Raw genomic sequence first — 25,549 nt, forward strand, 5'->3', positions numbered from 1 at the left:
AGCCGCTATCGCACGTGCGCTTCGCCCTCACCCCACCAGCAACCCTTTCTTCTCGATGAACCGGATCACCTCGTCGAGCCCCGTCAGCGCTTTCAGGTTGCACATCACGAACGGCCGCTCGCCGCGCATCTTCTTCGCGTCCGACGCCATCACGTCGAGGTTCGCGCCCACCAGCGGCGCGAGGTCGGTCTTGTTGATGACGAGCAGGTCCGACTTCGTGATGCCGGGGCCGCCCTTGCGCGGAATTTTTTCGCCGCCCGCCACGTCGATCACGTAGATCGTGAGGTCGGACAGCTCGGGGCTGAAGGTGGCCGCGAGGTTGTCGCCGCCAGACTCGATGAACACGATGTCGGCATCGGGAAAGCGCGCGAGCATGCGGTCCACGGCTTCCAGATTGATCGACGCGTCTTCGCGGATCGCCGTATGCGGGCAGCCGCCCGTTTCCACGCCCATGATGCGTTCGGCCGGCAACGCGCCCGCCACCGTGAGCAGGCGCTGGTCTTCCTTCGTGTAGATGTCGTTGGTGATGGCGACGAGGTCGTAGCGTTCGCGCATCGCCTTGCAGAGCATTTCGAGCAGCGTGGTCTTGCCGGAGCCGACCGGGCCGCCCACGCCGACGCGCAGCGGCGGCAGCTTCTTCGTGCGGCGTGCGGCGCCGCTCGATGCGGGTTGCACGGGGTGCGGTGAGGAGTGGTGAGGTGCGTTCATGGTGGTGAGTGCGAGTCTGGCGTGAAAAGCGGACTTGAGAAGCAGACGTGAGAAGCGAGATAGCAACGCAGGCTTGTGATGCGGACGCTCACGAGCGGAACAGCCGCGAATACTGCGATTCGTGTCGCGCCGAGAGCACGCCGAGTTGCGGCGCGAAGGTGTTGATTTCGTCGGCGGCGGTGGCGAGCGCTCGCGCGACGGCGGCTTCGATCGGTTCGCGCAGGGCGACGATGATGCGTTGCCCTGCGAGTTGACCGAGCGGCACGGCCTTGAGTGCCGCGGCGGCCTGGTTCTCGACCCAACTGAACGCGTAGGCGGCGAGCGCGGCGTTGGCGGATGCCTCGTGTGCCACGGCCGCAAACGCGAACGCCGTGGGCTGGGCGATGGGCGCGAGTGCCGCGAGCGTGGCACGTCGTTTTGCATCGCCCCATTCGAGCGACGCACACAGCTGCCGCAGCGACCAGCCCATCTGCTCGGTCTCGCGACGCAGTTCCGCGGACTCGCGGCTCGCAAGGAACTCGCTGTTCGCATCGGCGAGCGCCGCGGCGTCGTGGTCGCGCCAGCGCTGCATCTGATGCGCGACGAACGGCAGTTCGCCAGGCGCCAGCACGTTCGCGAGGCCCGCGGCGATCCAGTTACCGGCGCTGTCGCCGTCCGTGACGAGCCCGGCTTCGATGGCCGCTTCGAGTCCCTGCGAGTAGCTGAACGCGCCGATCGGCAACGCCGGCGACGCGAGATGCAGCAGAGCCGTGAGTTCAGCGATGCGCATGGTGGTGGTGCGGGTCGTGGCATGCATCGCCGCAGTCCGCGTGGTCGTGGTCGGCGTGACCGTGACTGTGGCCCTGTGCATGGCTGTGATCGTGACCGCACGCGTGGCCATGCTTGTGCGCATGACTATGGTCGTGACCGCAGTCGTGGTCGTGGCTGTGCGAGTGGTCGTGCGAGTGACCGTGGCCAGAGCCGTGCGCATGGTCATGAGCGTGCGCATCATCATGGCCATGCGAATGCTCATGCCCATGATGCTCGCCAAACACCTGCTGTGCGAGCGCGTAGTCCTCGGCGAACGACGCATCGTGCCCATGCCGATGGCCGCCGCCATACGCGCCCGCTTCGGGCTGGAACGGCAGCGTGGCGCGCTCCACGGCGGCGCCCAGGCGCCGCAGCATGTCTTCGAGCACAGGGTCCGCTTCGAGCTTCAGATAATCCGCGCCCACTTCTACGGGCGTATGCCGGTTGCCGAGGTGATACGCGGCGCGCGTGAGCGTCAGCGTGTCCGCGGCGCGCACGAGCAGCACGGCTTCCGCGGCGGCCACGATGCGCACGAGTGCGCCGTCGTCGGCCACCAGCACGTCGCCGTCGGCGAGTACCGTGCCGCGCGGCAGCACGAGCGCCACCTCTTCGCCGTTGTCGAGCGTTGCGGCGAGGCGGCTTTTGCAGCGCGCGTCGTAGGGCAGCGTGAGCGTGGGCGCGCGCTTGACGAGTACGGGCGCGAGCTTCAGATGCGGGGCAAGGCGTTTGTCGAGGGTGCGCATGTCAGAACAGGAAATAGCGTTGCGCCATGGGCAGCACTTTGGCGGGCTCGCAGGTGAGCAACTGGCCGTCGGCAATCACCTCGTAGGTTTCCGGGTCCACGCTGATCGACGGTTGCCACGCGTTGTGGATCATCTGCGCCTTCGTGACGTTGCGGCAGTTCTTCACGGGCACGATGCGCTTGTGCAGCCCGTAGCGCTCGCCGATGCCTGCGTCGGCCGCCAGCTGCGAGACGAACGTGAGCGACGTGCGCGCGAGCGCACCGCCGCGCGTCGCGAACATCTCCCGATAGTGGACCGGCTGCGGCGTGGGAATCGAGGCGTTCGGGTCGCCCATCTGCGCGACCGCGATCATGCCGCCCTTGAGGATCAGCGCCGGCTTGATGCCGAAGAACGCGGGCTCCCAGAACACGAGGTCGGCCCACTTGCCGGGCTCGATGGAGCCCACCTCGTGCGCAATGCCGTGCGTGAGCGCCGGGTTGATCGTGTACTTCGCGACATAGCGCTTCGCGCGGAAGTTGTCGTTGCGGCCGCTGTCTTCGGGCAGCGCGCCGCGCTGCGCCTTCATCTTGTGCGCCGTCTGCCACGTGCGGATGATGACCTCGCCCACGCGGCCCATCGCCTGCGAGTCCGACGAGAGCATGGACAGTGCGCCCAGGTCGTGCAGGATGTCTTCGGCCGCGATGGTCTCGCGGCGAATGCGCGATTCGGCGAACGCGATGTCTTCGGCAATCGACGGGTCCAGGTGGTGGCACACCATCAGCATGTCGAGGTGTTCGTCGAGCGTGTTGATGGTGTAGGGGCGCGTCGGGTTCGTGGACGAGGGCAGCACGTTCGCTTCGCCGCACACCTTGATGATGTCGGGCGCGTGGCCGCCGCCCGCGCCTTCGGTGTGATACGTGTGGATCGTGCGGCCCTTGAACGCGGCGATGGTGGCTTCCACGAAGCCTGCTTCGTTTAGTGTGTCGGTGTGAATGGCGACCTGGGTATCGGTGTCGTCGGCCACGGAAAGGCAGTTGTCGATGGCCGCGGGCGTGGAGCCCCAGTCCTCGTGCAGCTTGAGACCGATGGCGCCCGCCGCGATCTGCTCCGTCGCGGGCGCGGGCTGGCTCACGTTGCCCTTGCCGAGAAAGCCCAGGTTGATGGGCCAGCCGTCCGCGGCCTGCAGCATGCGCTCCATGTGCCAGGGGCCGGGCGTGCAGGTGGTCGCGTTGGTGCCCGTGGCGGGGCCCGTGCCGCCACCGATCATCGTCGTCACGCCGCTTGCGAGCGCCTCGTCGATCTGCTGCGGGCTGATGAAGTGGATGTGCGTGTCGATGCCGCCCGCGGTCACGATCATGCCTTCGCCCGCAATCACCTCCGTCGCCGCGCCGATCGGAATGGTCACGCCGGGCTGGATGTCCGGATTGCCTGCCTTGCCGATAGCGAAGACGCGGCCGTTCTTGATGCCGATGTCGGCCTTCACGATGCCCCAGTGATCGAGAATCACGGCGTTCGTGACGACGGTGTCCACGACGTCGGCCGCGACGCGCTGCGACTGGCCCATGCCGTCGCGAATCACCTTGCCGCCGCCGAACTTCACCTCGTCGCCGTAGACGGTGTAGTCGCGCTCGATCTCGATGAGGAGGTCGGTGTCGGCGAGCCTCACGCGGTCGCCCGTGGTGGGGCCGAACATTTCCGCGTAGGCGCGGCGGTCAATGCGTAGTGTCATGGTGGGTCCGCAAGAATCGGTGATGCCGGATGACGTTGCCAATGAAGTGGCGGGTGATGAAGCCGACGCATACGGAGGGCGCGCGGGGTTGCAGCGAAGTCTGGCCGTGAAGCCTGGCCATCAAGCCTGCATGCCGCGCAGGCCGCCTGTGCGCTTACAGCGGTCCCATCACCTTGCCGTTGAAGCCGTAAACGGTGCGATCGCCCGCCAGCGCGACGAGTTCGACGGTGCGCTCCTGGCCCGGCTCGAAGCGCACGGCCGTGCCCGCCGCGATGTTGAGGCGAAATCCGCGCGCCGCTTCGCGATCGAACGAAAGCGCCGCGTTCACTTCGTAGAAGTGGTAGTGCGAACCGATCTGCACGGGCCGGTCGCCCGTGTTCGAAACCGTGACGGTGACCGTCTCGCGGCCCGCGTTCAGTTCGATCTGGCCGTCTTCGACAATGAGTTCGCCGGGAATCATGGTGCGTGCCTCAAGAGGAGAATTCGGGAAAGCCTGCGCCCGGCAGACGTCAGGGGATGGGATGGTGCACGGTGACGAGCTTCGTGCCGTCGGGGAACGTGGCTTCCACCTGGATGTCGGGGATCATCTCGGGCACCCCTTCCATCACGTCGTCGCGCGTGAGCAGCGTGGTGCCGTAGTGCATGACTTCGGCCACGGTCTTGCCGTCGCGCGCGGCTTCCATCAGCGCCGCGCTGATGAACGCGACCGCTTCGGGATAGTTCAGTTTCAATCCGCGCGCGCGGCGCCGCTCGGCGAGCAGCGCGGCGGTGAAGATCAGCAGTTTGTCCTTTTCGCGGGGAGTGAGCTTCATCGGCTTGTGTGTGGTGGTTTCGCGGCGAGGTGAGCCTTACGAAGGGCTCACGGGCCGCCCGTGGCGGCCCGCGCCAGTATCTCACGCAGGTGCGGCGCTGAACATATCGACGCGGGGAGGCGGGACCAACCCAGGACGAACCCGGGACGAACCCGCGCGGGCCCATGCGGCATCAGAGGTCGGTCGGCAGGGGCGCACCGAACCACTTCTTCGACATCGCGTTCAACTGGCCGTCCTGCTTGGCCTGTTGCAGTGCGCCGTTGACCTTCGCGAGCAGACGCGGCTCGTTCTTGTTGAGGCCCACGAAGCACGGCGAGTTCTTGATGACGAACTTCGGCTCCGGGCGGCGCGGCGGGTTCTTCGCGAGAATCGACGCGGCCACGATGTTGCCCGCTGCGATCAGTTGCACCTGGCCCGAGAGGAACGCGGCGATGGTCGCGTTGTTGTCCTCGAAGCGCTTGATGGTGGCGTTCGGCGCCATCTGCGAAAGGGCGATCTCTTCGAGCGCGCCGCGCGTAGCGCCCACGGTCTTGCCGGTGAGGTCGGCGGGACCCGTCACCTTGATGTCGGCCGGGCCGAACACGCCCTGGTAGTACGGCGCGTAGGCCGCGGAAAAGTCGATCACCTTCTCGCGGTCCGGTGTCTTGCCAAGCGACGAGATGACGAGATCCACCTTGCCCGTCTGCAGATACGGAATGCGGTTCGCGCTGTTCACGGGCACGAGTTGCAGCTTCACGTTCATGGCTTTGGCGAGCAGCGCGGCCGTGTCGATGTCGTAGCCCTGCGGTTGCATGTCGGGCCCGACCGAGCCGAACGGCGGGTAGTCCTCGGGCACGGCGACTTTCAGCACGCCGGCCTTGGCGATGCTGTCGAGCGCATCGGCGTGAGCGGCTTGCGGCACGAGCGCGATCAGCGTGGTGAGCGGTGCGGCCAGCGCGGCGGCGAGCGCGGCGCGACGCACGGGACGAAACGCGCGGGCTGCGTGACGAGTGGCAGGAGCGATGGAAAGAGACGTAGCAAGAGAGGTGGAAAGCGCGGCGGCAAAGCGGGTGGCGAAGCGGGTGGCAAGACGGGCAGCGAGGTGATTCATGAGCGGGAGGTCTCCAGCGGGGCAACGTGTGGTTTCTTTTCGCCGCGTGCCGTGGTGGGCGACCGGTTCAGCACAGGCACGCGAACGTGATGCGATGGCGCGGACCACCCAGGCAGCGGGCGCGGCGAGGCACGATCAAGAGCAAGGGATATGCCAAACGTGTTGCGGCGGTGCCTGCGCAGATCGATACGCAGCTTTGTGCACCGCTATGGCGCGCGTTGGGCGATGCGATGTTCGAACGTGGTGCGTAGGCGGTGCCATGAACGCGGGCCGCACGGCGAACCCATGCGCCAGCGAGTGCGGCGCGGAATGCGGCGTTATGTGCGACGTCGAGTGCTACGTCGAGTGCGGCCGACTGGTACTGACAACGAGTGTGCCCGTGAACGCGACCGTAAAACACGGCCATCGAACACGGCTATCGAACGCGGCCCGAACGGACGCTACGTCGTCCAGAGCCGCAGCGGCCGGGCGTCCACGCCGTGCACGACGGGCCGCAGTTGCATCCAGCAGTCGATCAGCGCGTGCTGAAGCGTTTCCATCGATCGCGCCACCGCCCGCACCACCAGCACGCCAGGACAGATGCACGATGCGCCGGCGCGCAACGCGTCGTCGAAGGGAAGCCGGGCGGTCAGCGACTCCGCGAGCGCGTCGTCGCATGCGGGGCCCGCAGCCCACAGCGTTCCGTAAGCCGGGTAGCCGGCGAGGCCCTGCGGCGCATCGCGCAGCGCGTCATCCGCAGTGAGCCGGGCGCGCTCGAACCACAGAAGCGGGTCTTGCGCCGGTTGAGCGGACGGTGCTGCCGCGGCACTGCGCGCCACGATGCGCGAAACGGCCTGCAACGAGCCCTGCGACCAGCGCTCGCCCGCAGCCTGGCGGCCCAACTGCGTGGCGTCCCAGCCGATGGCGGTGGCGCCGCTCGCGAGCGTCAGCGTGAAGTCGAGTTCCGCGTGCGCGTGGTCGAACACAAGGTTGTTCTGCGGCAGCCAGTCGAGCTTCGCATGCGCGCCCACGTCGATTGCGATGCGCTGGCGCGCGCGGCGTCCGTTCGACTTGTACCACTTGGTCGCGCCCGGCGTGGTCAGCACGGCGTGTGTGCCGGCGTCGAGCGTGATGCCGATGTCGAGCGTGTCGCCGCCCGCAATGCCCGCCGGCGGATGCACGATCACGGCGTGGCAGATCGCATCACCTTCGGGATAAAGCGGACGCTGCACGCGCAGCGGGCCTTCATGCAACCGATGCGTGAGCGCCGTGCGCGCACCCTGCCGCGCGAAGCCGAGTTCGAGGCGCGCCTGCCATTCGCGGCGACTCGCGGCGGATGGCTGCGCAAGCGCGATGTGATCTTCGTGAAGCGACATGCGTGGAATGCTTGGATGCGTGGAGGTGCGTAGGTTGCGTGCCCGATTGTGCGCCGGGATGCGATGTGCTGCGATGCGCAGTTCGGTTCGATGCACCGCTCGTGGCCGGCGGCCGATCACGTCCCGTCGTGACACCGCGAGCCGCGGCTGGCGCAACGGTGGCCGAGCATAGCACGCAGCCGCTCCGGCTTTGCTCGCATCGGCGCGTGTCCGTCGCAGGCAAAGCGCGATGCGGACCCAGACCCAGACCCAGACCCAGACCCGGCTTCAGACTGGATTCGGAGTCCGCCCGCAGGCCTAAACCGCGATCATCGCCCGCACCCCGTCCGCATCCATGTTCGCGCCTTCGCCGCCCGCCACGATCTCGCCGCGGCTCATCACCCAGTAGTGGTCCGCAATGGCCTTCGCGAAGTCGTAGTACTGCTCGACGAGCAGCACCGTCATGCGCATCTCTTCCACGAGGTGGCGCAGCGTGCGTCCGATGTCCTGGATGATCGATGGCTGAATGCCCTCGGTGGGCTCGTCGAGAATCAGCAGTTGCGGCTCGCTCATCAGCGCGCGGCCAATCGCGAGTTGCTGCTGCTGGCCGCCCGACAGGTCGCCGCCGCGGCGCGCGCGCATGTCCTTCAGCACGGGAAAGAGTTCGTAGATGCTGTCCGGAATCTTTTTCGGCGCCTTCTTGCTGGCCGCGCCGATCAGCAGATTTTCCTCGACGGTGAGCCGTGGAAAGATGTCGCGCCCTTGTGGCACGTAGGCGATGCCCTGCGCCACGCGCGCATGCGGCGGCAGCTTCGTGATGGCTTGCTCGCGCCATTCGATGGTGCCGCTGCGAGGCTGCACCACGCCCATCAGGCAGCGCAGCAGCGTGGTCTTGCCCACGCCGTTGCGGCCCAGCAGCACCGTGAGCTTGCCTTCAGGCACGGTGAGGTTCACGTCGCGCAGGATGTGGCTGCCGCCGTAATACTGGTTGAGGGTCTGGACTTTCAGCATGGGCTCGATGGTGACTCGATGGTTGCTTGACGGTGGCTTGATCGTCTCTGTGCGGACCGTGCGGGTGGAGGTGAACGAGATCGGCGAAGGTCGGTGCCTCTAGCGCCCCAGGTACGACTCGATCACGGTTTCGTCGCGCTTCACTTCATCGAGCGTGCCCTGCGCGAGCACGCGGCCTTCGGCCATCACCGTCACACGGCCTTTGTCGCCGGCAAGTGCGGCGACGAACTCCATGTCGTGCTCGACCACCATCATCGAGCAACTGCCGCGCAGGCGGTTCAGCAGCGCCGCGAGTTCCATGGTTTCGTCGTCGGTCATGCCGGCCGCGGGTTCGTCGAGCAGCAGCAGCGCGGGCTGTTGCATCAGCAGCATGCCGATTTCGAGCCGCTGTTTCTGGCCGTGCGAAAGCTCGCCCGCGAGCCGCATGGCCTCGTTTTCGAGCCGGATCACTTCGAGCGTCTCTTCGATGCGCGCCTGCGCCGCGCGATCGAGCCGCGCGCGCAGCGACGCCCACCAGCGCTTGTCCGTCTTCATCGCGAGCTCGAGGTTTTCCCACACGGGGTGCTGCTCGAACACCGTGGGCTTCTGGAACTTGCGGCCGATGCCCGAACGCGCGATGGCGGGTTCGTTCAGGCGCGTGAGGTCGATGGTCTGGCCGAGGAACACCTTGCCCGCGTCGGGGCGCGTCTTGCCCGTGATGACGTCCATCATCGTGGTCTTGCCCGCGCCGTTCGGGCCAATCACGCAGCGCAGCTCGCCCGCGTCGATGGAAAGCGAGAGCGCGTTGAGCGCGCGAAAGCCGTCGAAGCTCACCGTCACGTCTTCGAGATAGAGAATGGTGCCGTGCGAGACGTCGATTTCGCCGGGCGTGACGGCGTGGCCCAAGCCAGCCTCGCCCGAGAGCGTGAGCACGTCGTGTTCGTCCGGGTGGGTGAGGTCGGGCGTCATGGCGTTCTCGTTCATTTGCGCACCCTCCGTGCGGCCATGTCGATGAGCCCCATGATGCCGTTGGGCAGCAAGAGCGGCACCAGCACGAAGATCGCGCCGAGGAAGAACAGCCAGTACTCCGCGAACCACGCCGTGAAGACGGTCTTCGCGCCGTTCACGGCGAAGGCGCCGATGATCGGCCCGATCAGCGTGCCGCGTCCGCCCACCGCGACCCAGATCGCCATTTCGATGGAATTGCCCGGCGACATCTCGCTCGGGTTGATGATGCCCACCTGCGGCACGTAAAGCGCGCCGGCAATGCCGCACAGCACGGCCGAGAAGGTCCACACGAAGAGCTTGTAGCCGAGCGGGTTGTAGCCGAGAAACATGAGGCGCGTTTCGCCGTCGCGCACGGCGGTCACCACGCGCCCGAGCTTCGAGGTGACGATGGCGCGCGCCGCGATGAACGCGAGCACGAGCGCGGCGAACGTCATCAGGAAGAGCGCGGTGCGCGTGCCCGCATGCGTGATCGGGAAACCGGCGATGCGCTTGAAGTCCGTGAAGCCGTTGTTGCCGCCGAAGCCCGTTTCGTTGCGATAGAAGAGCAGCATCGCGGCGAAGGTCATGGCCTGCGTGATGATGGAGAGATACACGCCCTTCACGCGCGAGCGGAACGTGAAGAAGCCGAACACCCAGGCCACCACGGCGGGCACGAGCACCACGAGCAGCAGCGCATACGCGAGATGCTGCGTGCCCTGCCAGTACCAGGGCAGCGCGTGCCAGTCGAGAAACACCATGAAGTCGGGCAGGTCGCTGCCGTACTTGCCGTCGTGGCCGATGGCGCGCATCAGGTACATGCCGATGGCGTAGCCGCCCAGCGCGAAGAAGAGCCCGTGGCCGAGGCTCAGAATGCCGCAGTAGCCCCAGACCAGATCGAGCGCGAGCGCCGCGATGGCATAGCACATCAACTTGCCCACGAGCGTCATCGCGTAGGCGGAGAGGTGCAGCGCGCTCGTTTCGGGAATGACGAGCGCGCTCACGGGCACGCCGATACCCACGGCGAGAATCAGCGCGATGAGCGCAAGCCACGCGCCGCGCGAGAGCAGCGCGGGCCGCGGCGGAAGACCGAGCGCGAAACCTTGCTGAAGGGCGCGCTGGGCGCCTGCCGTGGCCGTTGCGAGACCGGTGCCGGCGGTGCCGGAAGTGGCCCCCGAAGTGGCCCCCGAAGCGGCATTCGAAGAAGAGGCGAGCGTCATGTCACGCCTCCGCGCTGCGGCCCTTGAGGGCAAAGAGCCCCTGCGGACGCTTCTGGATGAAGAGCACGATCAGCACGAGTACGGCGATCTTCGCGAGCACCGCGCCCCAGAACGGCTCGATCGTTTTGCTCACGAGGCCGAGCCCGAAGCCGCCGATCACCGTGCCCGCCAGCTGGCCCACGCCGCCCAGCACCACGGCCATGAACGAATCGATGATGTAGCTTTGCCCGAGATCCGGCCCCACGTTGCCGATCTGCGAGAGCGCGCAGCCGCCCAGTCCCGCAATGCCTGCGCCGAACGCGAACGCATACGAATCCACGCGCGCCGTTTTCACACCGACGCATGCTGCCATGCGGCGGTTCTGCGTCACGGCGCGCACGAAAAGCCCTAGCCGCGTCTTCGTGAGCACGGCCCAGGCGATGGCCACCACGATCAGCGAGAACGCGAGAATCGCGAGGCGGTTGTAAGGCAGGATCAGGTTCTGCATGACCGTGACGCCGCCGCTCATCCATGAAGGATTGGCGACCTGCACGTTCTGCGCGCCGAACAGCGTGCGCGTGGCCTGAATGAGGATCAGGCTGACGCCGAAGGTGGTGAGCAGCGTTTCCAGCGGACGGCCGTACAGATGCCGCAGCACGAGCCGCTCGAGCACGAGCCCGACCACCGCGGCCGAGACGAACGCGGCCGGCACGGCCGCAAGCGGATACCAGTCGAACGCGGCGGCCGCGTGGTTCTGGAAGAAGCTCTGCACGACGTAAGTGGTGTACGCGCCGATCATCAGAAACTCGCCGTGCGCCATGTTGATGACGCCGATCAGCCCGTACGTGATCGCAAGGCCGAGCGCCGCGAGCAGCAGCACGCTGCCGAGCGAAAGCCCCGCGAACACGGTGCCCGCGATCTCGCTGCGGCGCTGGATGGCGTCGAGTGCATCGATGCCCTGTTGCGCGGCGGCGCGCACCTTCGCGTCGCTTTCCACGAAGCTGCCGTCGGGCTTTTTCGCGACGAGCGGGCGCAGCAGTTCGTACATGTCGAGGTCGTGCCGTGCCGCGACGAGCTGCACGGCGTCGAGGCGCTTCGCCGGGTCGCTGTCGTGCAGGGCGGTCATGGCCCAGAGCGTATCGAGGCGTTTCTTGAGCGCAGGGTCGGTTTCCTTCGCGCGGGCCGCGTCGATCATCGGCTTCATCGCGGGGTCGGGATTTTGCAACAGCGCGGCAATCGCGGCGCGGCGCGTTTCGAGGTCGGGCGAGGCCAGTTGCAGCCCCGATACGGCGCCCGCCACCTTCGAGCGCAGCAGGTTGTTCAGCGTGATGGGCTGGGCGTCGCTGGCTTCTACGGCTTTGCCCGTCACCGCGTCGTGCAACGTGTCGCCTTCCTGGACCAGCACCTCACCTGAATCCGTGGCGAGCACGCTGTCTTCGGCAAGCGCTTTGAGCAGCGCGAGCGAGGGCGCGTCGTGCGCCGCGATCAGTTTGTCGATGGCGGCGGACTTCGCGTCGAAGTCGTCGGCTGCAAGCGGTGCGACGTCTTCGTTCGTCAGCGCAAACGCGCGCACGGGCACGAGCGCCGACGCCGCGGCGAACAGCAGGCACAGCGCGAGCGCCGTGCCGCTGCCCTTGCGCGCCACGCGCACGACGTTCGCCGCGCGGCCCACGTGCGCGACATGTGCGACACGTGCCACATGTGCCGCACGCGCCACGTATTGCGCAAGCGAAGACGCCGCGCGCATCGCGATTGCAATGGCTGTCATTGCAGCGTCAGGCCACGCGCCGGCGGCGCAGGAACTCGGGAATCGAGCTCACCACGTCCGGCTTGCCCTGATTGCCGGCGATGTACGGGCTCCACGGCTGCGCGCGAATCGCGGTCTTCGTTTTCCAGACCACGTTGAACTGGCCGTCCGCACGAACCTCGCCGATCATCACGGGCTTATGCAGATGGTGGTTGCCGTCCATTTCCAGCACGAAGCCAGACGGTGCGTTGAACTTCTGCCCGATCATCGCCACGCGCACCTTGTCGACGTCGGTGCTCTTCGCTTTCTCCACGGCCTGCTTCCACATGTGGATGCCGACGAAGGTGGCTTCCATCGGGTCGTTTGTCACGCGCTTCGTGCCGCCCGGCAGGTTCTGCGACTTCACCCACTCGGCCCACTGCGCCTTGAACTTCGTGTTGACCGGGTTCTTCACCGACATGAAGTAGTTCCACGCCGCGAGGTTGCCCACGAGCGGTTTGGTGTCGATGCCGCGCAGTTCCTCTTCGCCCACCGAGAACGCGACCACGGGCACGTCCGTCGCCTTCAGCCCCTGGTTGCCGAGCTCCTTGTAGAACGGCACGTTCGAGTCGCCGTTCACCGTCGAGATCACGCAGGTCTTGCCGCCCTGCGCGAAGGTCTTGATGTTCGCGACGATGGTCTGATAGTCGCTGTGGCCGAACGGCGTGTAGACCTCCTGAATATCGGCGTCCTGCACGCCCTTCGAGTGCAGGAACGCGCGCAGGATCTTGTTGGTGGTGCGCGGGTAGACGTAGTCGGTGCCGAGCAGGAAGAAGCGCTTCGCGCCGCCGCCTTCGGCGCTCATCAGGTACTCGGTGGCGGGGATGGCCTGCTGGTTCGGCGCCGCGCCCGTATAGAACACGTTGCGCGACATCTCTTCGCCCTCGTACTGCACGGGGTAGAAGAGCAGGCCGTTGAGTTCCTCGAACACGGGCAGCACGGATTTGCGCGACACCGAAGTCCAGCAGCCGAACACCACGGCCACCTTGTCCTGCGTGATCAGTTGACGGGCCTTTTCGGCGAAGAGCGGCCAGTTCGATGCCGGGTCCACCACGACGGGTTCGAGCTTGCGGCCCATCACGCCGCCGGACGCATTGATCTCGGCGATCGTCATGAGCGCGGTGTCTTTGAGCGAGGTCTCCGAGATCGCCATCGTGCCGGACAGCGAATGCAGAATGCCCACCTTGATCGGGCCGCTGCCCGTGTCCGCCTTCGCGAACGGTACGCGTGCCGCCAGCGCGAGTGCGCTCGACATGGTGCCCAGCTTCAACAGACTGCGTCGCTTCATGTGGTTCCCCTTGCCAATGGATGGGTGTGAATTCGGAGGTCGGCCCTCGGAGGCGAAACGCAGGCCATGACGGCGCCGGCGGTTTCGCGCGTTGGTTATCTGCGTTATCTGCTTGTCTGGCGGGAGGGGTTACTGCAAGGCATATGCCAACGCGGTGCTGTCAGCACGAGATCCGCATGAACGCACGTAGCGGCGCGGTTGGATCGCAATGCGCGCAGCGCACGGGCGAGCGATGCTGGTGCATGCGCGGGCATCGAGGAGCGCGATGCATCGTCGCGGTGCGCGATGTGGCGAAAGGGCGGGAAGGCGAGGTGGTCGGCGCGTCGAAGCGGATCGCGAAGGGCGCTATGCGTGCCCGACGATGGAATGCCGAAGCGCAGCGTGCGTGCACTGCAAGCGCTTGCAGTGCACGCACGCTGCGCCGTTGTGCACCCGCTTCGGGCGAGGGCCTATGACCGCGAGAGACCGCGCGTGCGTTCGAGGGATTCGTGCGCGGCTATGAGCGCGGCGTGCTTGCCACGTTCTCGCTGTCGCGCATCGTGAAGCGGGCGTGGATCGGCGAGACCTGCGGCACGATGGCCGGGTCCATCAGGAAAACGAAGCAGGAAGGAAAGAAGGCGGAGAGGGTTATCGCCGCCCGTGGCGGGCGGCGGCAGAGAGCAGTGCCTGAAGGGCGCCCAGTCTCAGTAAGTGGGCACCGAAGGGTCCACCTGGCGCGACCAGGCGTCGATGCCGCCTTGCAGGTTGAAGACTTTCGTGAAGCCGCGCGACTCGAGGAACATCGCGACCTGGGCGCTGCGTGCGCCGTGGTGGCACACGCAGACGATCTGCGCTTCGTCGTCCAGTTCCTCGCTGCGCGCGGGAATCTCGCGCATCGGGATCGACACGGCGCCGGCGATCTGCGCCGTCTGGATTTCCCACGGCTCGCGCACGTCGAGCAGCACGGGCGCGGGGCGGGCGGAGTCGGCCAGCCATTCGGCGAGCGCGGGGGCGGTCAGGTTTTGCATGATGGCGTGTCGTCCGTTGTCGGCAGTCCGTTGTCGTCGGTTTGCAGGTGGGCAAACCGGCTCAGAACTTGAATCGCGGCGGCTGGACGGCGTTGTGCAGCGGCTCGATGTACGTTTCGAACACGTCGGCAATGCGGTACTGCTTCTCGTCGACGCGTGTGATGATCTGTGCCTTCATCACCGGCGCCACGCCGACGAATGCCGCGAGCCGGCCGCCGATCTTCAGTTGCTCCAGCATTTCCTGCGGCAGCACGGGCAGGCCGCCCGACACGCAGATCACGTCGTAGGGCGCCGCTGCCGGCCAGCCGCGCGCGCCGTCGCCTGTGGCGACTTCCGCGTTCAGCACACCGTTCGCGGCCAGGTTCGTACGCGCGAGTTCGGCCAGTTCCGGCTTGATGTCCACCGTCAGCACGTGCTGGGCGCGATGCGCGAGCAGCGCCGCCATGTAGCCCGAGCCCGCGCCGATTTCCAGCACGCTTTCGTGCTTCTTCACCGCCAGTTCCTGCAGCACGCGCGCTTCCACGCGCGGGGCCAGCATGTGCTCGCCGCCGGGCAGGGGAATTTCGAGATCCGCGAAGGCGATGTTCACGTAAGCCGCGGGGACGAAGTTTTCACGCTTGACGACGGAGAGCAGGTTCAGCACGTCCTGGTCCAGCACATCCCAGGGGCGAATCTGCTGCTCGATCATGTTGAAACGCGCTTGTTCGATGTTCATGATGGTTCGGCGATGAGGTTCGGGTACAGCCAGGGAAAAAGTGTTGGACCACGCGCGCGTGGCCCATTTTTAAACTTGCGGAACGGCGGGATTGTACCAAACCGCGCTTTCTTCCCGGGCTGAAGCGGGCGCCGTGGGTCGGTGTTTGTCCCTATGCGAAAGGGCTTGCGCTCGGGCGCACGGGCGACCAAAAATGTAATCGATTACATTTTCCGCGACGTTTTCACGCAGCATCAGTCGCCCCCCGTGCCACGCCCTTGCCCATGTCAGGACGACTCCAACCAGACGCCGCCCCAGCCGCGACTGAACCGAACGAACCGAAAGGCACGCCCGAGCCCGCGCTTTCGATTGCCGGGGTGGCCGAGCGCGCAGGGGTGTCGGTGGCCACGGTCTCGCGCGTGCTCAACGGTCACGCGAATGTGCGGGCCGCCACCCGCGAGCGCGTGATGGCCGCGGTGGAAAGCTGCGGCTATCGCGTCAACGAACTCGCGCGCAATCTGCGAACCGCCGAGAGCCGGCTGCTGCTCACCATGGTCCCCGACTTCGGCAATCCGTTTTACGCGGAGATTGTGCGGGGCATCGACAGCGTGGCGCGTCAGCATGGCTACTTCATGCTGCTGTGTGACACCGGCGCGGACCCGGGCCGCGAGCGCAGCTACTTCGACCTGTTGCGCCGCCGACGCGCCGACGGCGCCATCTGCCTCGATCCGGCCACGGTCCAGCAGGCGCTCGCGGACGAATCGGTCTCGCTGCCCTGGGTGGCGTGCTGCGAGTTCGATGCCCGCGTGGGCGTGCCCTACGTCGGCATCGACAACTACCGCGCCGCGGGCGACGCCGTGCGGCATCTGCTGTCGCGCGGCCACACGAAGATCGCGCTCATCAATTCCGACGAGCACTACCTGTATGCGCAGCAGCGCGAGCGCGGCTATCTGGATGCGCTCGCCGACGCCGGACTCACGCCGCGCGACGCCTGGCGCGTGAACCTGAACTGCCTCGATTACGAAGCGGGCGCCCGCGCCGCCGCGGCGCTCGCGCAACTGGACGATCCGCCTACGGCGATCTTCGCGGTCTCGGACACGCTCGCCATCGGCGTGCTCAACGGACTGCGCAGCGTGGGCCGGCGCGTGCCCGCCGACATCGCCGTGGTCGGCTTCGACGACATCACGCTGGCCGCGCAGGTGGACCCGCCGCTCACCACCATCGCGCAGCCTATGCGTGAGCTGGGCGAAACGGCGGCTCGGCTGCTGCTCAAACGGCTTGCCGAGCCGCAGGCGAGCGTGCCCGGCGTGCTGCTGCCGCATCGGCTCGTGGTGCGGCAAAGCGCTTGAGGGCACGTAGCGGCATGTAGTGGAATGTAGCGGGATGTAGCGGGATGTAGCGGGATGTAGCGGCACATAGAGGTGCCTGGGGGCACATAAGCGGCAGAGAGCGGCTGAAGCCGCGACTGACGGAGACCCGACGACATGAGCGTCGCAGTGCGATTCGACGATGTCCGCAAAGACTTCGGCCCTGTGCGTGTGCTGCACGGCGTGAGCTTCGAGCTTGCGCCCGCGCGCATTCACGGCCTGCTGGGCGAAAACGGCGCGGGCAAGTCGACGCTCATGAAGATTCTCGCGGGCTACGAGACGGCGACCTCGGGCGACATCCAGGTGGATGGCGCACCGTGTCGCTTCGCCGGCTCGCGCGACGCCGAAGCCGCGGGCATCGTCTTGATCCATCAGGAGTTCAATCTCGCCGAGCATCTCTCGATTGCGCAGAACATGTATCTGGGCCACGAGAAGCGGCAGCGCGGCATGGGCGGCTGGCTGCTCGACGACGCAGCCATGCGCGCCGAGGCGCGTCACTACCTCGCGCAGGTGGGCCTCGAGCGCGACCCCGACACGAAAGTGCGCGACCTGATCGTCGCCGAAAAGCAGCTGGTGGAAATTGCCAAGGCGCTGTCGCGGCGGGCGCGCCTGCTCATCATGGACGAGCCCACGGCCACGCTCACGCCCGCCGAAACCGAGCGCCTCTTCGCGTTGATGGCGAAGCTCAAGGCGGAGGGCGTCACGCTCGTCTACATCTCGCACAAGCTGGACGAAGTGCAGCGCGTGACCGACGACGTCACCGTGATGCGCGACGGCCGCTTCGTCGCACGCGCGGCCACGGCTGAACTATCGCGGCAACAGATGGCGAACCTCATGGTGGGCCGCGACGTATCCGACATGTTCCCGGCGCGCGCGCCCGTTGCCGACAACGCGCCCGTGGCGCTGAAGGTGGAAGGCCTCGTCGTGCCCGGCTGGGTGGGCGCCCAGGGCGGGCTTGCCTTCGAAGTGCGCGCAGGCGAAGTGCTCGGCTTTGCGGGACTGGTGGGCGCAGGACGCACCGAGGCCTTCGAAGCGATCGTCGGTTTGCGGGCGCGCACGGCCGGCACGATCGAAATGGCGGGCCGGCGCGTGACGCTGAAGAACCCGCGCGACGCCATGCGCCACGGCCTCACGTACCTGAGCGAGGACCGCAAGGGCAAGGGTCTGCACGTGGACCTGAACCTGCAGGACAACCTCACGCTGATGACGCTGGAGCGCTACGCGCATCCGCTGCTCGACCTGAAGGCTGGTCGCGATGCGCTCGAAAAGGCCGTGCGCGATTTCGGCATCCGCACCGGCGATCTGGCGAGCCGCGCCCGCATGCTCTCGGGCGGTAATCAGCAGAAGCTCGCGCTTGCCAAGTTCCTGCAACCGGACCCGCGCGTAATCGTGCTCGACGAGCCCACGCGCGGCGTCGACGTGGGCGCAAAGCGCGACATCTATTTCCTGATTCACCGGCTCGCCGCCGAAGGCCGCGCCGTGATCGTGATCTCGTCCGAACTGATCGAGCTGATTGGGCTCTGCCATCGCGTGGCCGTGATGCGCGCGGGGCAGCTCGTCGCCACGCTCGGCATTGGACACCTGACCGAAGAGGAGCTGATCGCCCATGCAACCGGTACACACTGAAGCGCCGGATTCGCGCCGGGCGCGGCTTTCGTGGCGGCTCGCGCGGCGGGCCACGGGGCTTGGGCCCATCGTGGGGCTCGTCGCGCTCTGCGTGCTCGGCACGCTGCTCAACCGCGACTTCGCCACCGTCGACAACCTCATGAACGTGCTCACGCGCACGTCGTTCATCGGCATCATCGCGGTGGGCATGACGTTCGTGATCATCTCGGGCGGCATCGATCTTTCGGTGGGGTCGATGGCCGCGCTCATCGCGGGCGTCATGATCTGGGTAATGAACGCGCTTGCCACGGGCGCTGCGGGTGCCGTGGCGCACGGGCTGCCGCCGCTCGTCATCGTGCTGGCGGGCATCGTGCTCGCGCTCGTGCTGGGCGCCGCGTTCGGCTGCGCGCACGGCCTGCTCATTACGAAGGGGCGCATCGAACCGTTCATCGTGACGCTCGGCACGCTCGGCATCTTTCGCGCGGTGCTCACGTGGCTTGCGGACGGCGGTGCGCTCACGCTCGACAACACGCTCTCCGATCTGTACGGCCCCGTCTATTACGCAAGCCTCTTCGGCGTGCCGGTGCCGGTCTGGGTGTTTCTCGCCATGGCCGCGGGCGGCGCGTTGATTCTCAACCGCACCGCGTTCGGCAGACATGTGCAGGCCATCGGCTCCAACGAACAGGTGGCGCGCTATGCGGCCATTCGCGTGGATACCGTGAAGATCGTGACGTATGCGCTGCTCGGCGTATGCGTGGGCGTGGCGACGGTGCTCTACGTGCCGCGCCTCGGCTCCGCCACGCCCACCACGGGGCTGCTGTGGGAACTCGAAGCAATTGCCTCCGTGGTGGTGGGCGGCACCGCGCTCAAAGGCGGCGAAGGCCGCGTGCTGGGCACCGTGATCGGCGCGGTGCTGCTCTCGGTGATCGCGAACATTCTCAATCTCACCAGCATCATCAGCGTGTATCTGAACGCGGCGGTGCAGGGCGTGGTGATCATCGTCGTTGCATTCCTGCAGCGCGGGCGGCGGTGAACGTGTGTGCCCAGGCAGCACTCATTCGGTAGCACCTTCAGGGGCACCTTCCAGCAGCACGATTCGGCAGCATCTTCAGCAGCACCTTCAGCAGCACCTTCAGCAGCACGATTCGGCAGTCTGATTCAGGAGGCAGCACAGGCAACAGTCGATCGACAACAACGGGCATACGCAGGCCCGCACAATCAGGAGACACGACCATGAAGCAGGTTATTCGAGCAATGCGAGGCCTCACCGCCGGCGTGCTGGCAGTGACGGTGGCGGCGGCGCTGGGCACGAGCAGCGCGCACGCCGACGAGAAGGTGACGCTGGGCGTCGCCATTCCCACAGCGGACCACGGCTTTACCGGCGGCATCGTGTGGTGGGCGAACAAGGCAAAGGCGGACCTCGAGAAGGCGCATCCCGATCTCAAGATCATCGTGAAGACGGCAGCCAACGCGCCCGAGCAGGCCAATCAGTTGCAGGATCTCGTCACGGTCAACCATATCAACGCGCTCGTGATCTTCCCGTATGAGTCGGCGTCGCTCACGCAGCCTGTGGCTCAGGTGAAGAAGAAGGGCGTCTACGTCACGGTGGTGGATCGCGGACTCACGGACACCAGCGCGCAAGACGCCTACGTGGCCGGCGACAACACCGCGTTCGGCCGCATTCCCGCCGAGTATCTGGCGAAGGCGCTTAACGGCAAGGGCGACATCGTCGCGCTGCGCGGCATTCCCACCACGCTCGACAACGAACGCTGGACCGCCTTCACGTCGGTGCTGAAGAACTATCCGGGCATTCGCATCCTGGATGCGAAGTACGCGAACTGGAACCGCGACGACGCGTTCAAGGTGACGCAGGACTACCTCACGCGCTTCAAGCACATCGACGCCATCTGGGCCGCGGACGACGACATGGCCGTGGGCGTGCTGAAGGCCATCGATCAGGCGAAGCGCACCGACGTCAAGATCGTGTTCGGCGGCGCGGGATCGAAGGGCATGGTGAAGAACGTGATGGACGGCGCACCGCTCATCAAGGCCGACGTCTCGTATTCGCCCAAGTTCATCTACGACGCGATCAAGCTCACGGCCGAGGCACGCCTGCAGGGCGAGCGGCTGCAAGCCACCACGATCATTCCTTCGGTGCTCATCACGAAGGAGAACGCGCACGACTTTTACTTCCCCGACTCGCCGTTCTGAGGCACAGGGCCGCCGCGCGAAGCGGTTCGCGCGGCCCGCGCTTTGGTCTTTATCCCGTTTCAGGCGATATACAGCCGACGTACAGCCGACATACAGGCGACGTACAGGCGAAATACGACGGAGCACCAAGGAGTTCGCACGATGAAAACCATCAAGGGTCCGGCGATCTTTCTCGCGCAGTTCACCGGCGACGAGGCGCCCTTCGACAGTCTCGCGAATCTGGCCGCGTGGGCCGCGGGGCTCGGCTTCAAGGGCATCCAGGTGCCGGCCGATCCGCGGCTTGTGGACCTTGCGCGCGCGGCGTCGAGCGATGCCTATTGCGACGAACTGCGGCAGACGGCCGACGATGCCGCCGTGGTCATCACGGAACTCACGACGCATCTGCAAGGCCAGCTCGTGGCCGTGCATCCTGCCTACGACGCGCTGTTCGACGGCTTCGCCGCGCCCGAAGTGCGCGGCAATCGCGAGGCGCGCACCGCGTGGGCCATCGACCAGCTCAAGCTCGCGGCGCGCGCCTCGCAGCGCCTGGGTCTTGCCACCCACGTCACGTTTTCGGGCGCGCTCGCGTGGCCCTACGTGTACCCGTGGCCGCAGCGCCCCGCGGGACTCGTGGAAGCAGCCTTCGACGAACTCGCACGCCGCTGGCGCCCCATTCTGGACGCGTTCGACGCGGCCGGCGTGGACGTCTGCTACGAACTGCATCCGGGCGAGGACCTGCACGACGGCGTGACCTTCGAGCGCTTTCTCGCCGCCGTGGACGGCCATGCGCGCGCGAACATCCTCTACGACCCGAGCCACTTCCTGCTGCAACAGCTCGACTACCTCGCGTTCATCGACCTCTATCACGAGCGCATCAAGGCCTTTCACGTGAAGGACGCGGAGTTTCGCCCAACCGGGCGCCAGGGCGTGTACGGCGGCTACAGCGGCTGGCTGGAGCGCGCGGGGCGCTTTCGCTCGCTCGGCGACGGCCAGATCGATTTCGGCGCGATCTTCTCGAAGATGGCGCAGTACGACTACGCGGGCTGGGCGGTGCTCGAATGGGAATGCGCGCTCAAGCACCCGCAGGACGGCGCACGCGAGGGCGCCGAGTTCATCCGGCGGCACATCATCCGCGTGGCCGAACACGCCTTCGACGACTTCGCGGGCAGCGGCGTGGACGCCGCACGCCTGCGGCACGTGCTCGGACTCTGAGTGCTTTGAACGCTCGGCGGACTCGGGCTCAGGCTCACGCTCACGCTCAGGCAGCAGGCAGCAGGCAGCAGGCAGCAGGCAGGCGCGGCGCCGCAATCACTTACAGGGAACCAGGCGATGACACGAAAACTCAGGCTCGGCATGGTGGGCGGCGGGCAGGGCGCGTTCATCGGCGCGGTGCACCGTATCGCGGCGCGCCTCGACGGCCGCTTCGATCTCGTGGCGGGCGCGCTGTCGTCGGACCCGGCGCGTGCGCGGGCGAGCGCCGCCGAAGTGGGACTCGCGCGCTGCTACACCGACTGGCGCGAGATGGCGCATCAGGAAGCCGTGCGCGAAGACGGCATCGACGCCGTCGCCATCGTTACGCCGAACCACCTGCACGCGCCCGTGGCCACGGCGTTTCTGGAAGCCGGCATTCACGTGGTCTGCGACAAGCCGCTCGCGGTGTCGCGCGCCGAGGGCGAGGCGCTTGCAACACTGGCGCGCGACACCGGACGGCTCTTTGCGCTCACGCACACGTATTCGGGCTATCCGCTTGTGCGGCACGCGCGGCACATGGTGGAGGCGGGCGAACTGGGCGAGATCCGCATCGTGCAGACCGAGTATGCGCAGGACTGGCTCGCGGAACCCGTCGAGCAGGGTGGCGAGAATCGCCAGGCGGCGTGGCGCACCGACCCGGCGCTCGCCGGGCCGGCGGGGTGCCTCGGCGACATCGGCACACACGCGTACCACCTTGCGGCGTTCGTGAGCGGGATGACGCCGGAGTCGGTCTCGGCGGAGGTGCATACGTTCGTGCCGGGGCGCCGCATCGACGATCACGTGCAGGCCATGCTGCGTTATGCGAGCGGCGCGCGCGGCATGCTGTGGGCGAGTCAGGTGGCAAGCGGCGCGGAAAACGCCTTGCGGCTGCGTGTGTACGGCACGAAGGCGAGCCTCGCGTTCGACCAGGAGCATCCGAACGAACTGTGGTTCACGCCGCACAACGGCGAGGCGCAGCGCCTCACGCGCGGCCGCGTGCACGGTGCGGCCGCAGCGCACGCCACGCGTGTGCCGCCGGGGCATCCCGAGGGGTATCTGGAAGCGTTCGCGCAGCTCTATCTGGATACGGCCCTGCAGATCGAGGCGCTCGACGCAGGCCGCCCCGTGCCGCCCGAAAGCCGGCTGCTCGTCACCGTGGAGGACGGCGTGGCCGGACTGCGTTTCATCGACGCCGTGCTGGCCAGCAGCGCGGCGAATAGCGCGTGGGTGAAGCTGGCTACTTCCGGCTCTTCCTGATCTGCTCTTCGAACGCGAGGTCCAGCTTGCTGGCCTTGCGGACCTTTTGCTGCGGCCCGTAGGCGTCGACGAACGCCACGAAGGCGTCGAGCGCGAGCGGGTCACAGAGCGGCTGCCCGGCGCCCGCGGTGCGATCCACCAGATAGAACAGCCCGCCCGGCATGCCCACGGCGGCGTACTGCGGATTCCCGCTGCGCGTCTTGAGACGCTCGACGGCGTTGACTGCGCGGGTGGTGCGTGCCATAGGAATCGACTCTCCTGAAAATTGAGCGGGCGGGCGGCGGATGCTTTCGAGGGTCCGCGCTTACTGGCTCAGGTACACGAACTTGCCGCCGCGGACGATGCCCATCACGCTTGCGCGCTGATCGAGCCCCACGTGGTCCTTCGCGCTCGTATTCACCACGCCGTTGGGCACCACGAGTTCGTGTGCGTGCTCCAGTTCGTTGCGCAGCGCCACGCGGAATTCGGTGGTGCCGGGTTGGGCCGTTTTCAGTGCGCGCGCCACGGCATCTTCGAGGCGCGGGTAGACGCCCGCCGCGTCGCCCGCGAACTGCGTTACGGTGCCCGGGCCGTACTTCGCCTCGTAGGCGTTCACGAACGCAAGCGCCGCCTTCTTCGCCGGATGATCCGCAGGCAGCGTGCGCGCCACCACCACGGGCTGTGTGGGGAACAGCGTGCCTTCCACGTCCTTGCCGCCCAGCTTGATGAACTCCGGCGTGGCGATGCCGTGCGTCTGATAGATCGGTCCCTTGAAGCCGCGTTCGACAAGCGTGCGCTGCGGCAGCACGGTCGGCGTACCCGCGCCGGCGATCAGCACGGCGTCGGGCTTGGCCGCCATCAGCTTGAGCACCTGGCCCGTCACGCTGGCGTCCGTGCGGTTGTAGCGTTCCGTTGCCACCACCTGGATGTGGCGCAGCTCCGCGAACTTCGTGAACTCGCTGAGCCAGCTGTCGCCGTAGCTGTCCGCGAAGCCGATGAAGCCCACCGTCTTCACGTTGTGGTTGGCCATGTAGCGCGTCATCACGTCAGCCATGGCGCGGTCGGTCTGCGCCATCTTGTAGGCCCACACGCGCTTGCCTTCCTGCGGCTCCACGACGGAGGCCGAGCCGATCAGCGTGATCATCGGCGTCTGGCTTTCGGCGACGGGGTCGAGCGCCGCAAGCGCGGCCGGCGTGATGTTGGGGCCCACGATCACGTCGACGTGGTCTTCGTTGATGAGCTTGCGGATGTTGCGCACGGCCGCGCCGGGGTCCGAGCCGTCGTCGAGCACGATGTACTGCGCGTTCTGGCCGGCGATGGTCTTCGGCCACATCAGCATGGCGTTCTTGCTCGTGATGCCGATGGCAGCGGCCGGGCCGGTGCTCGAGAGGTCGATGCCGACCTTGATGTCGGCGCGTGCGGCCGGCGCGGCCAATGCGAACGACGCGACACAGGAAACGGCGGCCGCACGGGCCAGCGCGCGCAGGGGCTTGAACGACGTCATGAAGATCTCCAGGCAGGTTTTGGAAGTTATCGATGCGGCGGGTCCAGGCTTTTTAGTGCGATGGCGCCGCTTTTTTTTGCGTTGTCGTTGAATCTGTCTTGCGATGTCCGGGCGAGTTTACGGGAACGCGCTGCGCAGCCGGAAGCTCATAGTTCATACGTTTCGTGCTCGCCCTTGAGCGCCTGCTCCACGAGCCGGCGGTTCAGGCTGGGCGAGAGCAGTTCCACGAGCGTGTAGACGTAGCTGCGCAGGTACGCGCCCTGTTTGAGCGCCACGCGCGTTACGTTGCCGCCGAACAGGTGCCCCACGGGCATGGCGCGCAACTGGCGGTCGCGCTCGGGGTTGAAGGCGATGTCGGCCATGATGCCCACGCCGAGCCCCAGTTCGACGTAGGTCTTGATGACGTCGGCGTCGATGGCTTCGAGCACGATGTCCGGCGACAGCCCGCGCAGCTGGAACGCCTGGTCGATGCGCGAGCGGCCCGCGAAGGCATTGTCGTAGGTGATGAGCGGAAATTGGGCCAGATCGTCGAGTGAAAGCGACTTGCGGGCGAGCAGCGGGTGGTCGGGCGGCATGACGGCTACGTGATGCCACTGGAAGCATGGCAGCGACACCAGATCCTTGTAGCCGGCGATGGCTTCCGTCGCGATGGCGAGGTCGGCCTGGTCGCGCAGTACCAGTTCGGCCACCTGGGTGGGGCTGCCTTGCAAAATTGAAAGGTGGACCTTCGGAAAGCGCCGCTTGAACTCGGCGATAGCGGCCGGCAGCGAGTAGCGCGCCTGGGTGTGGGTGGCGGCGATGATCAGGTTGCCCTGATCCTGGGCGGCGTAGTCCTTGCCGACGCGTTTCAGGGTCTCCACTTCCTGCAGGATCCGCTCGACCGAGGCGAGTATGATGCGGCCCGGCTCCGTGAGGGAGCGCACCCGCTTGCCGTGGCGCGTGAAGATTTCCACGCCCAGCTCGTCCTCCAGCTCGATGATCGCCTTCGAGACGCCCGGCTGGCTTGTATACAGCGCCTTGGCGGCTTCGGTGAGGTTGAAGTTCTGGCGGACCGCCTCGCGGACGAAGCGGAACTGGTGCAGGTTCATTTATAACCTCTCCGCATATCAAAAGAATTTTTAAGTCGTTTGGAATCTAAGGGCAGTTTATTACGATCTATCAAACTTTTCCAATATGGATATCTGTTTTTGTCATTTGCAAATGAGCCGGCGCCGTGGGCCGGCTCGCAGCGGTGGCAGGCACCATCATCCGGGCGCGGCGTAACCGGAACGTCGCGTTGAGTGCA

Annotated in this window: 24 protein-coding genes; 6 read left to right on the top strand and 18 right to left on the bottom strand. The window is 66.7% G+C overall.

All coding sequences use genetic code 11. From position 1 onward, the window contains the following. Positions 1 to 27 precede the first annotated feature (27 nt). The 15 genes from ureG to P2869_RS03740 form a co-directional block, all read right to left on the bottom strand. Positions 28 to 708 (bottom strand): urease accessory protein UreG, encoded by a 681-nt coding sequence (ureG, locus tag P2869_RS03670; RefSeq protein WP_026121111.1) that lies wholly within the window; start codon positions 706 to 708, stop codon positions 28 to 30. Positions 709 to 796: 88 nt separating this feature from the next. After that, a complete protein-coding gene (locus tag P2869_RS03675) occupies positions 797 to 1,477 on the bottom strand; it encodes an urease accessory UreF family protein (protein WP_277598048.1) in 681 nt (226 codons plus the stop codon). Continuing rightward, a complete protein-coding gene (gene ureE, locus P2869_RS03680) occupies positions 1,464 to 2,240 on the bottom strand; it encodes an urease accessory protein UreE (RefSeq protein WP_277597503.1) in 777 nt (258 codons plus the stop codon). The genes P2869_RS03675 and ureE overlap by 14 nt, the downstream gene beginning before the upstream one ends. A 1-nt stretch (position 2,241) precedes the next feature. Further along, the gene (gene ureC / locus P2869_RS03685) at positions 2,242 to 3,948 is read right to left on the bottom strand and encodes an urease subunit alpha (RefSeq protein ID WP_277597504.1); all 1,707 of its coding nucleotides are present in this window, start codon (positions 3,946 to 3,948) and stop codon (positions 2,242 to 2,244) included. 154 nt (positions 3,949 to 4,102) lie between these two features. Beyond that, positions 4,103 to 4,408, bottom strand: coding sequence for an urease subunit beta (locus tag P2869_RS03690; protein ID WP_126877788.1), 306 nt, complete (start codon positions 4,406 to 4,408; stop codon positions 4,103 to 4,105). Between the two features lie 49 nt (positions 4,409 to 4,457). Beyond that, positions 4,458 to 4,760 carry an urease subunit gamma gene (gene ureA / locus P2869_RS03695; RefSeq protein ID WP_017773123.1) on the bottom strand — a complete coding sequence of 101 codons (303 nt, stop codon included), beginning with the start codon at positions 4,758 to 4,760 and terminating at the stop codon, positions 4,458 to 4,460. 172 nt (positions 4,761 to 4,932) lie between these two features. Further along, positions 4,933 to 5,850: a transporter substrate-binding domain-containing protein gene (locus P2869_RS03700; RefSeq protein ID WP_277597505.1), complete on the bottom strand. Its 918-nt coding sequence runs from the start codon at positions 5,848 to 5,850 to the stop codon at positions 4,933 to 4,935. 440 nt (positions 5,851 to 6,290) lie between these two features. Next, a complete protein-coding gene (locus tag P2869_RS03705) occupies positions 6,291 to 7,205 on the bottom strand; it encodes an urease accessory protein UreD (RefSeq protein ID WP_277597506.1) in 915 nt (304 codons plus the stop codon). Between the two features lie 297 nt (positions 7,206 to 7,502). Continuing rightward, positions 7,503 to 8,195 carry an urea ABC transporter ATP-binding subunit UrtE gene (urtE, locus tag P2869_RS03710; protein WP_017773126.1) on the bottom strand — a complete coding sequence of 231 codons (693 nt, stop codon included), beginning with the start codon at positions 8,193 to 8,195 and terminating at the stop codon, positions 7,503 to 7,505. A 99-nt stretch (positions 8,196 to 8,294) separates the two neighbouring features. Beyond that, entirely contained in the window at positions 8,295 to 9,158 is an 864-nt protein-coding gene (gene urtD / locus P2869_RS03715) for an urea ABC transporter ATP-binding protein UrtD (RefSeq protein WP_017773128.1), read from the bottom strand. Beyond that, positions 9,155 to 10,378, bottom strand: coding sequence for an urea ABC transporter permease subunit UrtC (gene urtC, locus P2869_RS03720; RefSeq protein ID WP_277597507.1), 1,224 nt, complete (start codon positions 10,376 to 10,378; stop codon positions 9,155 to 9,157). Before urtC ends, urtD begins: the two co-directional genes overlap by 4 nt. Position 10,379: 1 nt before the next feature. Then, positions 10,380 to 12,125, bottom strand: coding sequence for an urea ABC transporter permease subunit UrtB (urtB, locus tag P2869_RS03725; RefSeq protein WP_277597508.1), 1,746 nt, complete (start codon positions 12,123 to 12,125; stop codon positions 10,380 to 10,382). A gap of 7 nt (positions 12,126 to 12,132) precedes the next feature. After that, the gene (gene urtA / locus P2869_RS03730; RefSeq protein ID WP_026121114.1) at positions 12,133 to 13,431 is read right to left on the bottom strand and encodes an urea ABC transporter substrate-binding protein; all 1,299 of its coding nucleotides are present in this window, start codon (positions 13,429 to 13,431) and stop codon (positions 12,133 to 12,135) included. Between the two features lie 683 nt (positions 13,432 to 14,114). Further along, complete coding sequence (locus tag P2869_RS03735) at positions 14,115 to 14,438, bottom strand: rhodanese-like domain-containing protein (RefSeq protein WP_017773132.1); 324 nt, start codon at positions 14,436 to 14,438, stop codon at positions 14,115 to 14,117. Between the two features lie 61 nt (positions 14,439 to 14,499). Continuing rightward, a complete protein-coding gene (locus P2869_RS03740; protein WP_017773133.1) occupies positions 14,500 to 15,153 on the bottom strand; it encodes a protein-L-isoaspartate O-methyltransferase in 654 nt (217 codons plus the stop codon). A 263-nt stretch (positions 15,154 to 15,416) separates the two neighbouring features. Between P2869_RS03740 and P2869_RS03745 the strand changes: the two genes are divergently transcribed. The 6 genes from P2869_RS03745 to P2869_RS03770 all read left to right on the top strand — a co-directional run bounded on the left by P2869_RS03745 (position 15,417) and on the right by P2869_RS03770 (position 22,781). Next, entirely contained in the window at positions 15,417 to 16,481 is a 1,065-nt protein-coding gene (locus P2869_RS03745; protein WP_277597509.1) for a LacI family DNA-binding transcriptional regulator, read from the top strand. A 135-nt stretch (positions 16,482 to 16,616) separates the two neighbouring features. Next, positions 16,617 to 18,125 (top strand): sugar ABC transporter ATP-binding protein, encoded by a 1,509-nt coding sequence (locus tag P2869_RS03750; protein WP_277597510.1) that lies wholly within the window; start codon positions 16,617 to 16,619, stop codon positions 18,123 to 18,125. After that, positions 18,106 to 19,137, top strand: a complete 1,032-nt coding sequence (locus P2869_RS03755) for an ABC transporter permease (RefSeq protein ID WP_017773136.1) — start codon at positions 18,106 to 18,108, stop codon at positions 19,135 to 19,137. The genes P2869_RS03750 and P2869_RS03755 overlap by 20 nt, the downstream gene beginning before the upstream one ends. A gap of 200 nt (positions 19,138 to 19,337) precedes the next feature. Beyond that, positions 19,338 to 20,315: a substrate-binding domain-containing protein gene (locus tag P2869_RS03760; protein ID WP_026121115.1), complete on the top strand. Its 978-nt coding sequence runs from the start codon at positions 19,338 to 19,340 to the stop codon at positions 20,313 to 20,315. Positions 20,316 to 20,456: 141 nt separating this feature from the next. After that, the gene (locus tag P2869_RS03765) at positions 20,457 to 21,506 is read left to right on the top strand and encodes a sugar phosphate isomerase/epimerase (RefSeq protein WP_277597511.1); all 1,050 of its coding nucleotides are present in this window, start codon (positions 20,457 to 20,459) and stop codon (positions 21,504 to 21,506) included. A 117-nt stretch (positions 21,507 to 21,623) separates the two neighbouring features. Continuing rightward, the gene (locus tag P2869_RS03770) at positions 21,624 to 22,781 is read left to right on the top strand and encodes a Gfo/Idh/MocA family oxidoreductase (protein WP_277597512.1); all 1,158 of its coding nucleotides are present in this window, start codon (positions 21,624 to 21,626) and stop codon (positions 22,779 to 22,781) included. On the opposite strand, the gene P2869_RS03775 is transcribed toward P2869_RS03770, so the two are convergent. The 3 genes from P2869_RS03775 to P2869_RS03785 all read right to left on the bottom strand — a co-directional run bounded on the left by P2869_RS03775 (position 22,762) and on the right by P2869_RS03785 (position 25,352). Next, positions 22,762 to 23,025, bottom strand: a complete 264-nt coding sequence (locus P2869_RS03775) for a hypothetical protein (RefSeq protein ID WP_017773140.1) — start codon at positions 23,023 to 23,025, stop codon at positions 22,762 to 22,764. The genes P2869_RS03770 and P2869_RS03775 overlap by 20 nt on opposite strands. A 60-nt stretch (positions 23,026 to 23,085) precedes the next feature. Then, positions 23,086 to 24,264 carry an ABC transporter substrate-binding protein gene (locus P2869_RS03780; protein ID WP_017773141.1) on the bottom strand — a complete coding sequence of 393 codons (1,179 nt, stop codon included), beginning with the start codon at positions 24,262 to 24,264 and terminating at the stop codon, positions 23,086 to 23,088. A 146-nt stretch (positions 24,265 to 24,410) separates the two neighbouring features. After that, complete coding sequence (locus P2869_RS03785; protein ID WP_017773142.1) at positions 24,411 to 25,352, bottom strand: CysB family HTH-type transcriptional regulator; 942 nt, start codon at positions 25,350 to 25,352, stop codon at positions 24,411 to 24,413. Positions 25,353 to 25,549: the final 197 nt, after the last annotated feature.

Origin of the sequence: Paraburkholderia sp. SUR17, from assembly GCF_029536165.1 — a bacterium.
Taxonomy (GTDB): domain Bacteria; phylum Pseudomonadota; class Gammaproteobacteria; order Burkholderiales; family Burkholderiaceae; genus Paraburkholderia; species Paraburkholderia kururiensis.

Coding starts and splice junctions, on each gene's coding strand:
- ureG (WP_026121111.1), bottom strand. CDS start 708: ATGAACGCACCTCACCACTCCTCACCGCACCCCGTGCAACCCGCATCG.
- P2869_RS03675 (WP_277598048.1), bottom strand. CDS start 1,477: ATGCGCATCGCTGAACTCACGGCTCTGCTGCATCTCGCGTCGCCGGCG.
- ureE (WP_277597503.1), bottom strand. CDS start 2,240: ATGCGCACCCTCGACAAACGCCTTGCCCCGCATCTGAAGCTCGCGCCC.
- ureC (WP_277597504.1), bottom strand. CDS start 3,948: ATGACACTACGCATTGACCGCCGCGCCTACGCGGAAATGTTCGGCCCC.
- P2869_RS03690 (WP_126877788.1), bottom strand. CDS start 4,408: ATGATTCCCGGCGAACTCATTGTCGAAGACGGCCAGATCGAACTGAAC.
- ureA (WP_017773123.1), bottom strand. CDS start 4,760: ATGAAGCTCACTCCCCGCGAAAAGGACAAACTGCTGATCTTCACCGCC.
- P2869_RS03700 (WP_277597505.1), bottom strand. CDS start 5,850: ATGAATCACCTCGCTGCCCGTCTTGCCACCCGCTTCGCCACCCGCTTT.
- P2869_RS03705 (WP_277597506.1), bottom strand. CDS start 7,205: ATGTCGCTTCACGAAGATCACATCGCGCTTGCGCAGCCATCCGCCGCG.
- urtE (WP_017773126.1), bottom strand. CDS start 8,195: ATGCTGAAAGTCCAGACCCTCAACCAGTATTACGGCGGCAGCCACATC.
- urtD (WP_017773128.1), bottom strand. CDS start 9,158: ATGAACGAGAACGCCATGACGCCCGACCTCACCCACCCGGACGAACAC.
- urtC (WP_277597507.1), bottom strand. CDS start 10,378: ATGACGCTCGCCTCTTCTTCGAATGCCGCTTCGGGGGCCACTTCGGGG.
- urtB (WP_277597508.1), bottom strand. CDS start 12,125: ATGACAGCCATTGCAATCGCGATGCGCGCGGCGTCTTCGCTTGCGCAA.
- urtA (WP_026121114.1), bottom strand. CDS start 13,431: ATGAAGCGACGCAGTCTGTTGAAGCTGGGCACCATGTCGAGCGCACTC.
- P2869_RS03735 (WP_017773132.1), bottom strand. CDS start 14,438: ATGCAAAACCTGACCGCCCCCGCGCTCGCCGAATGGCTGGCCGACTCC.
- P2869_RS03740 (WP_017773133.1), bottom strand. CDS start 15,153: ATGAACATCGAACAAGCGCGTTTCAACATGATCGAGCAGCAGATTCGC.
- P2869_RS03745 (WP_277597509.1), top strand. CDS start 15,417: ATGTCAGGACGACTCCAACCAGACGCCGCCCCAGCCGCGACTGAACCG.
- P2869_RS03750 (WP_277597510.1), top strand. CDS start 16,617: ATGAGCGTCGCAGTGCGATTCGACGATGTCCGCAAAGACTTCGGCCCT.
- P2869_RS03755 (WP_017773136.1), top strand. CDS start 18,106: ATGCAACCGGTACACACTGAAGCGCCGGATTCGCGCCGGGCGCGGCTT.
- P2869_RS03760 (WP_026121115.1), top strand. CDS start 19,338: ATGAAGCAGGTTATTCGAGCAATGCGAGGCCTCACCGCCGGCGTGCTG.
- P2869_RS03765 (WP_277597511.1), top strand. CDS start 20,457: ATGAAAACCATCAAGGGTCCGGCGATCTTTCTCGCGCAGTTCACCGGC.
- P2869_RS03770 (WP_277597512.1), top strand. CDS start 21,624: ATGACACGAAAACTCAGGCTCGGCATGGTGGGCGGCGGGCAGGGCGCG.
- P2869_RS03775 (WP_017773140.1), bottom strand. CDS start 23,025: ATGGCACGCACCACCCGCGCAGTCAACGCCGTCGAGCGTCTCAAGACG.
- P2869_RS03780 (WP_017773141.1), bottom strand. CDS start 24,264: ATGACGTCGTTCAAGCCCCTGCGCGCGCTGGCCCGTGCGGCCGCCGTT.
- P2869_RS03785 (WP_017773142.1), bottom strand. CDS start 25,352: ATGAACCTGCACCAGTTCCGCTTCGTCCGCGAGGCGGTCCGCCAGAAC.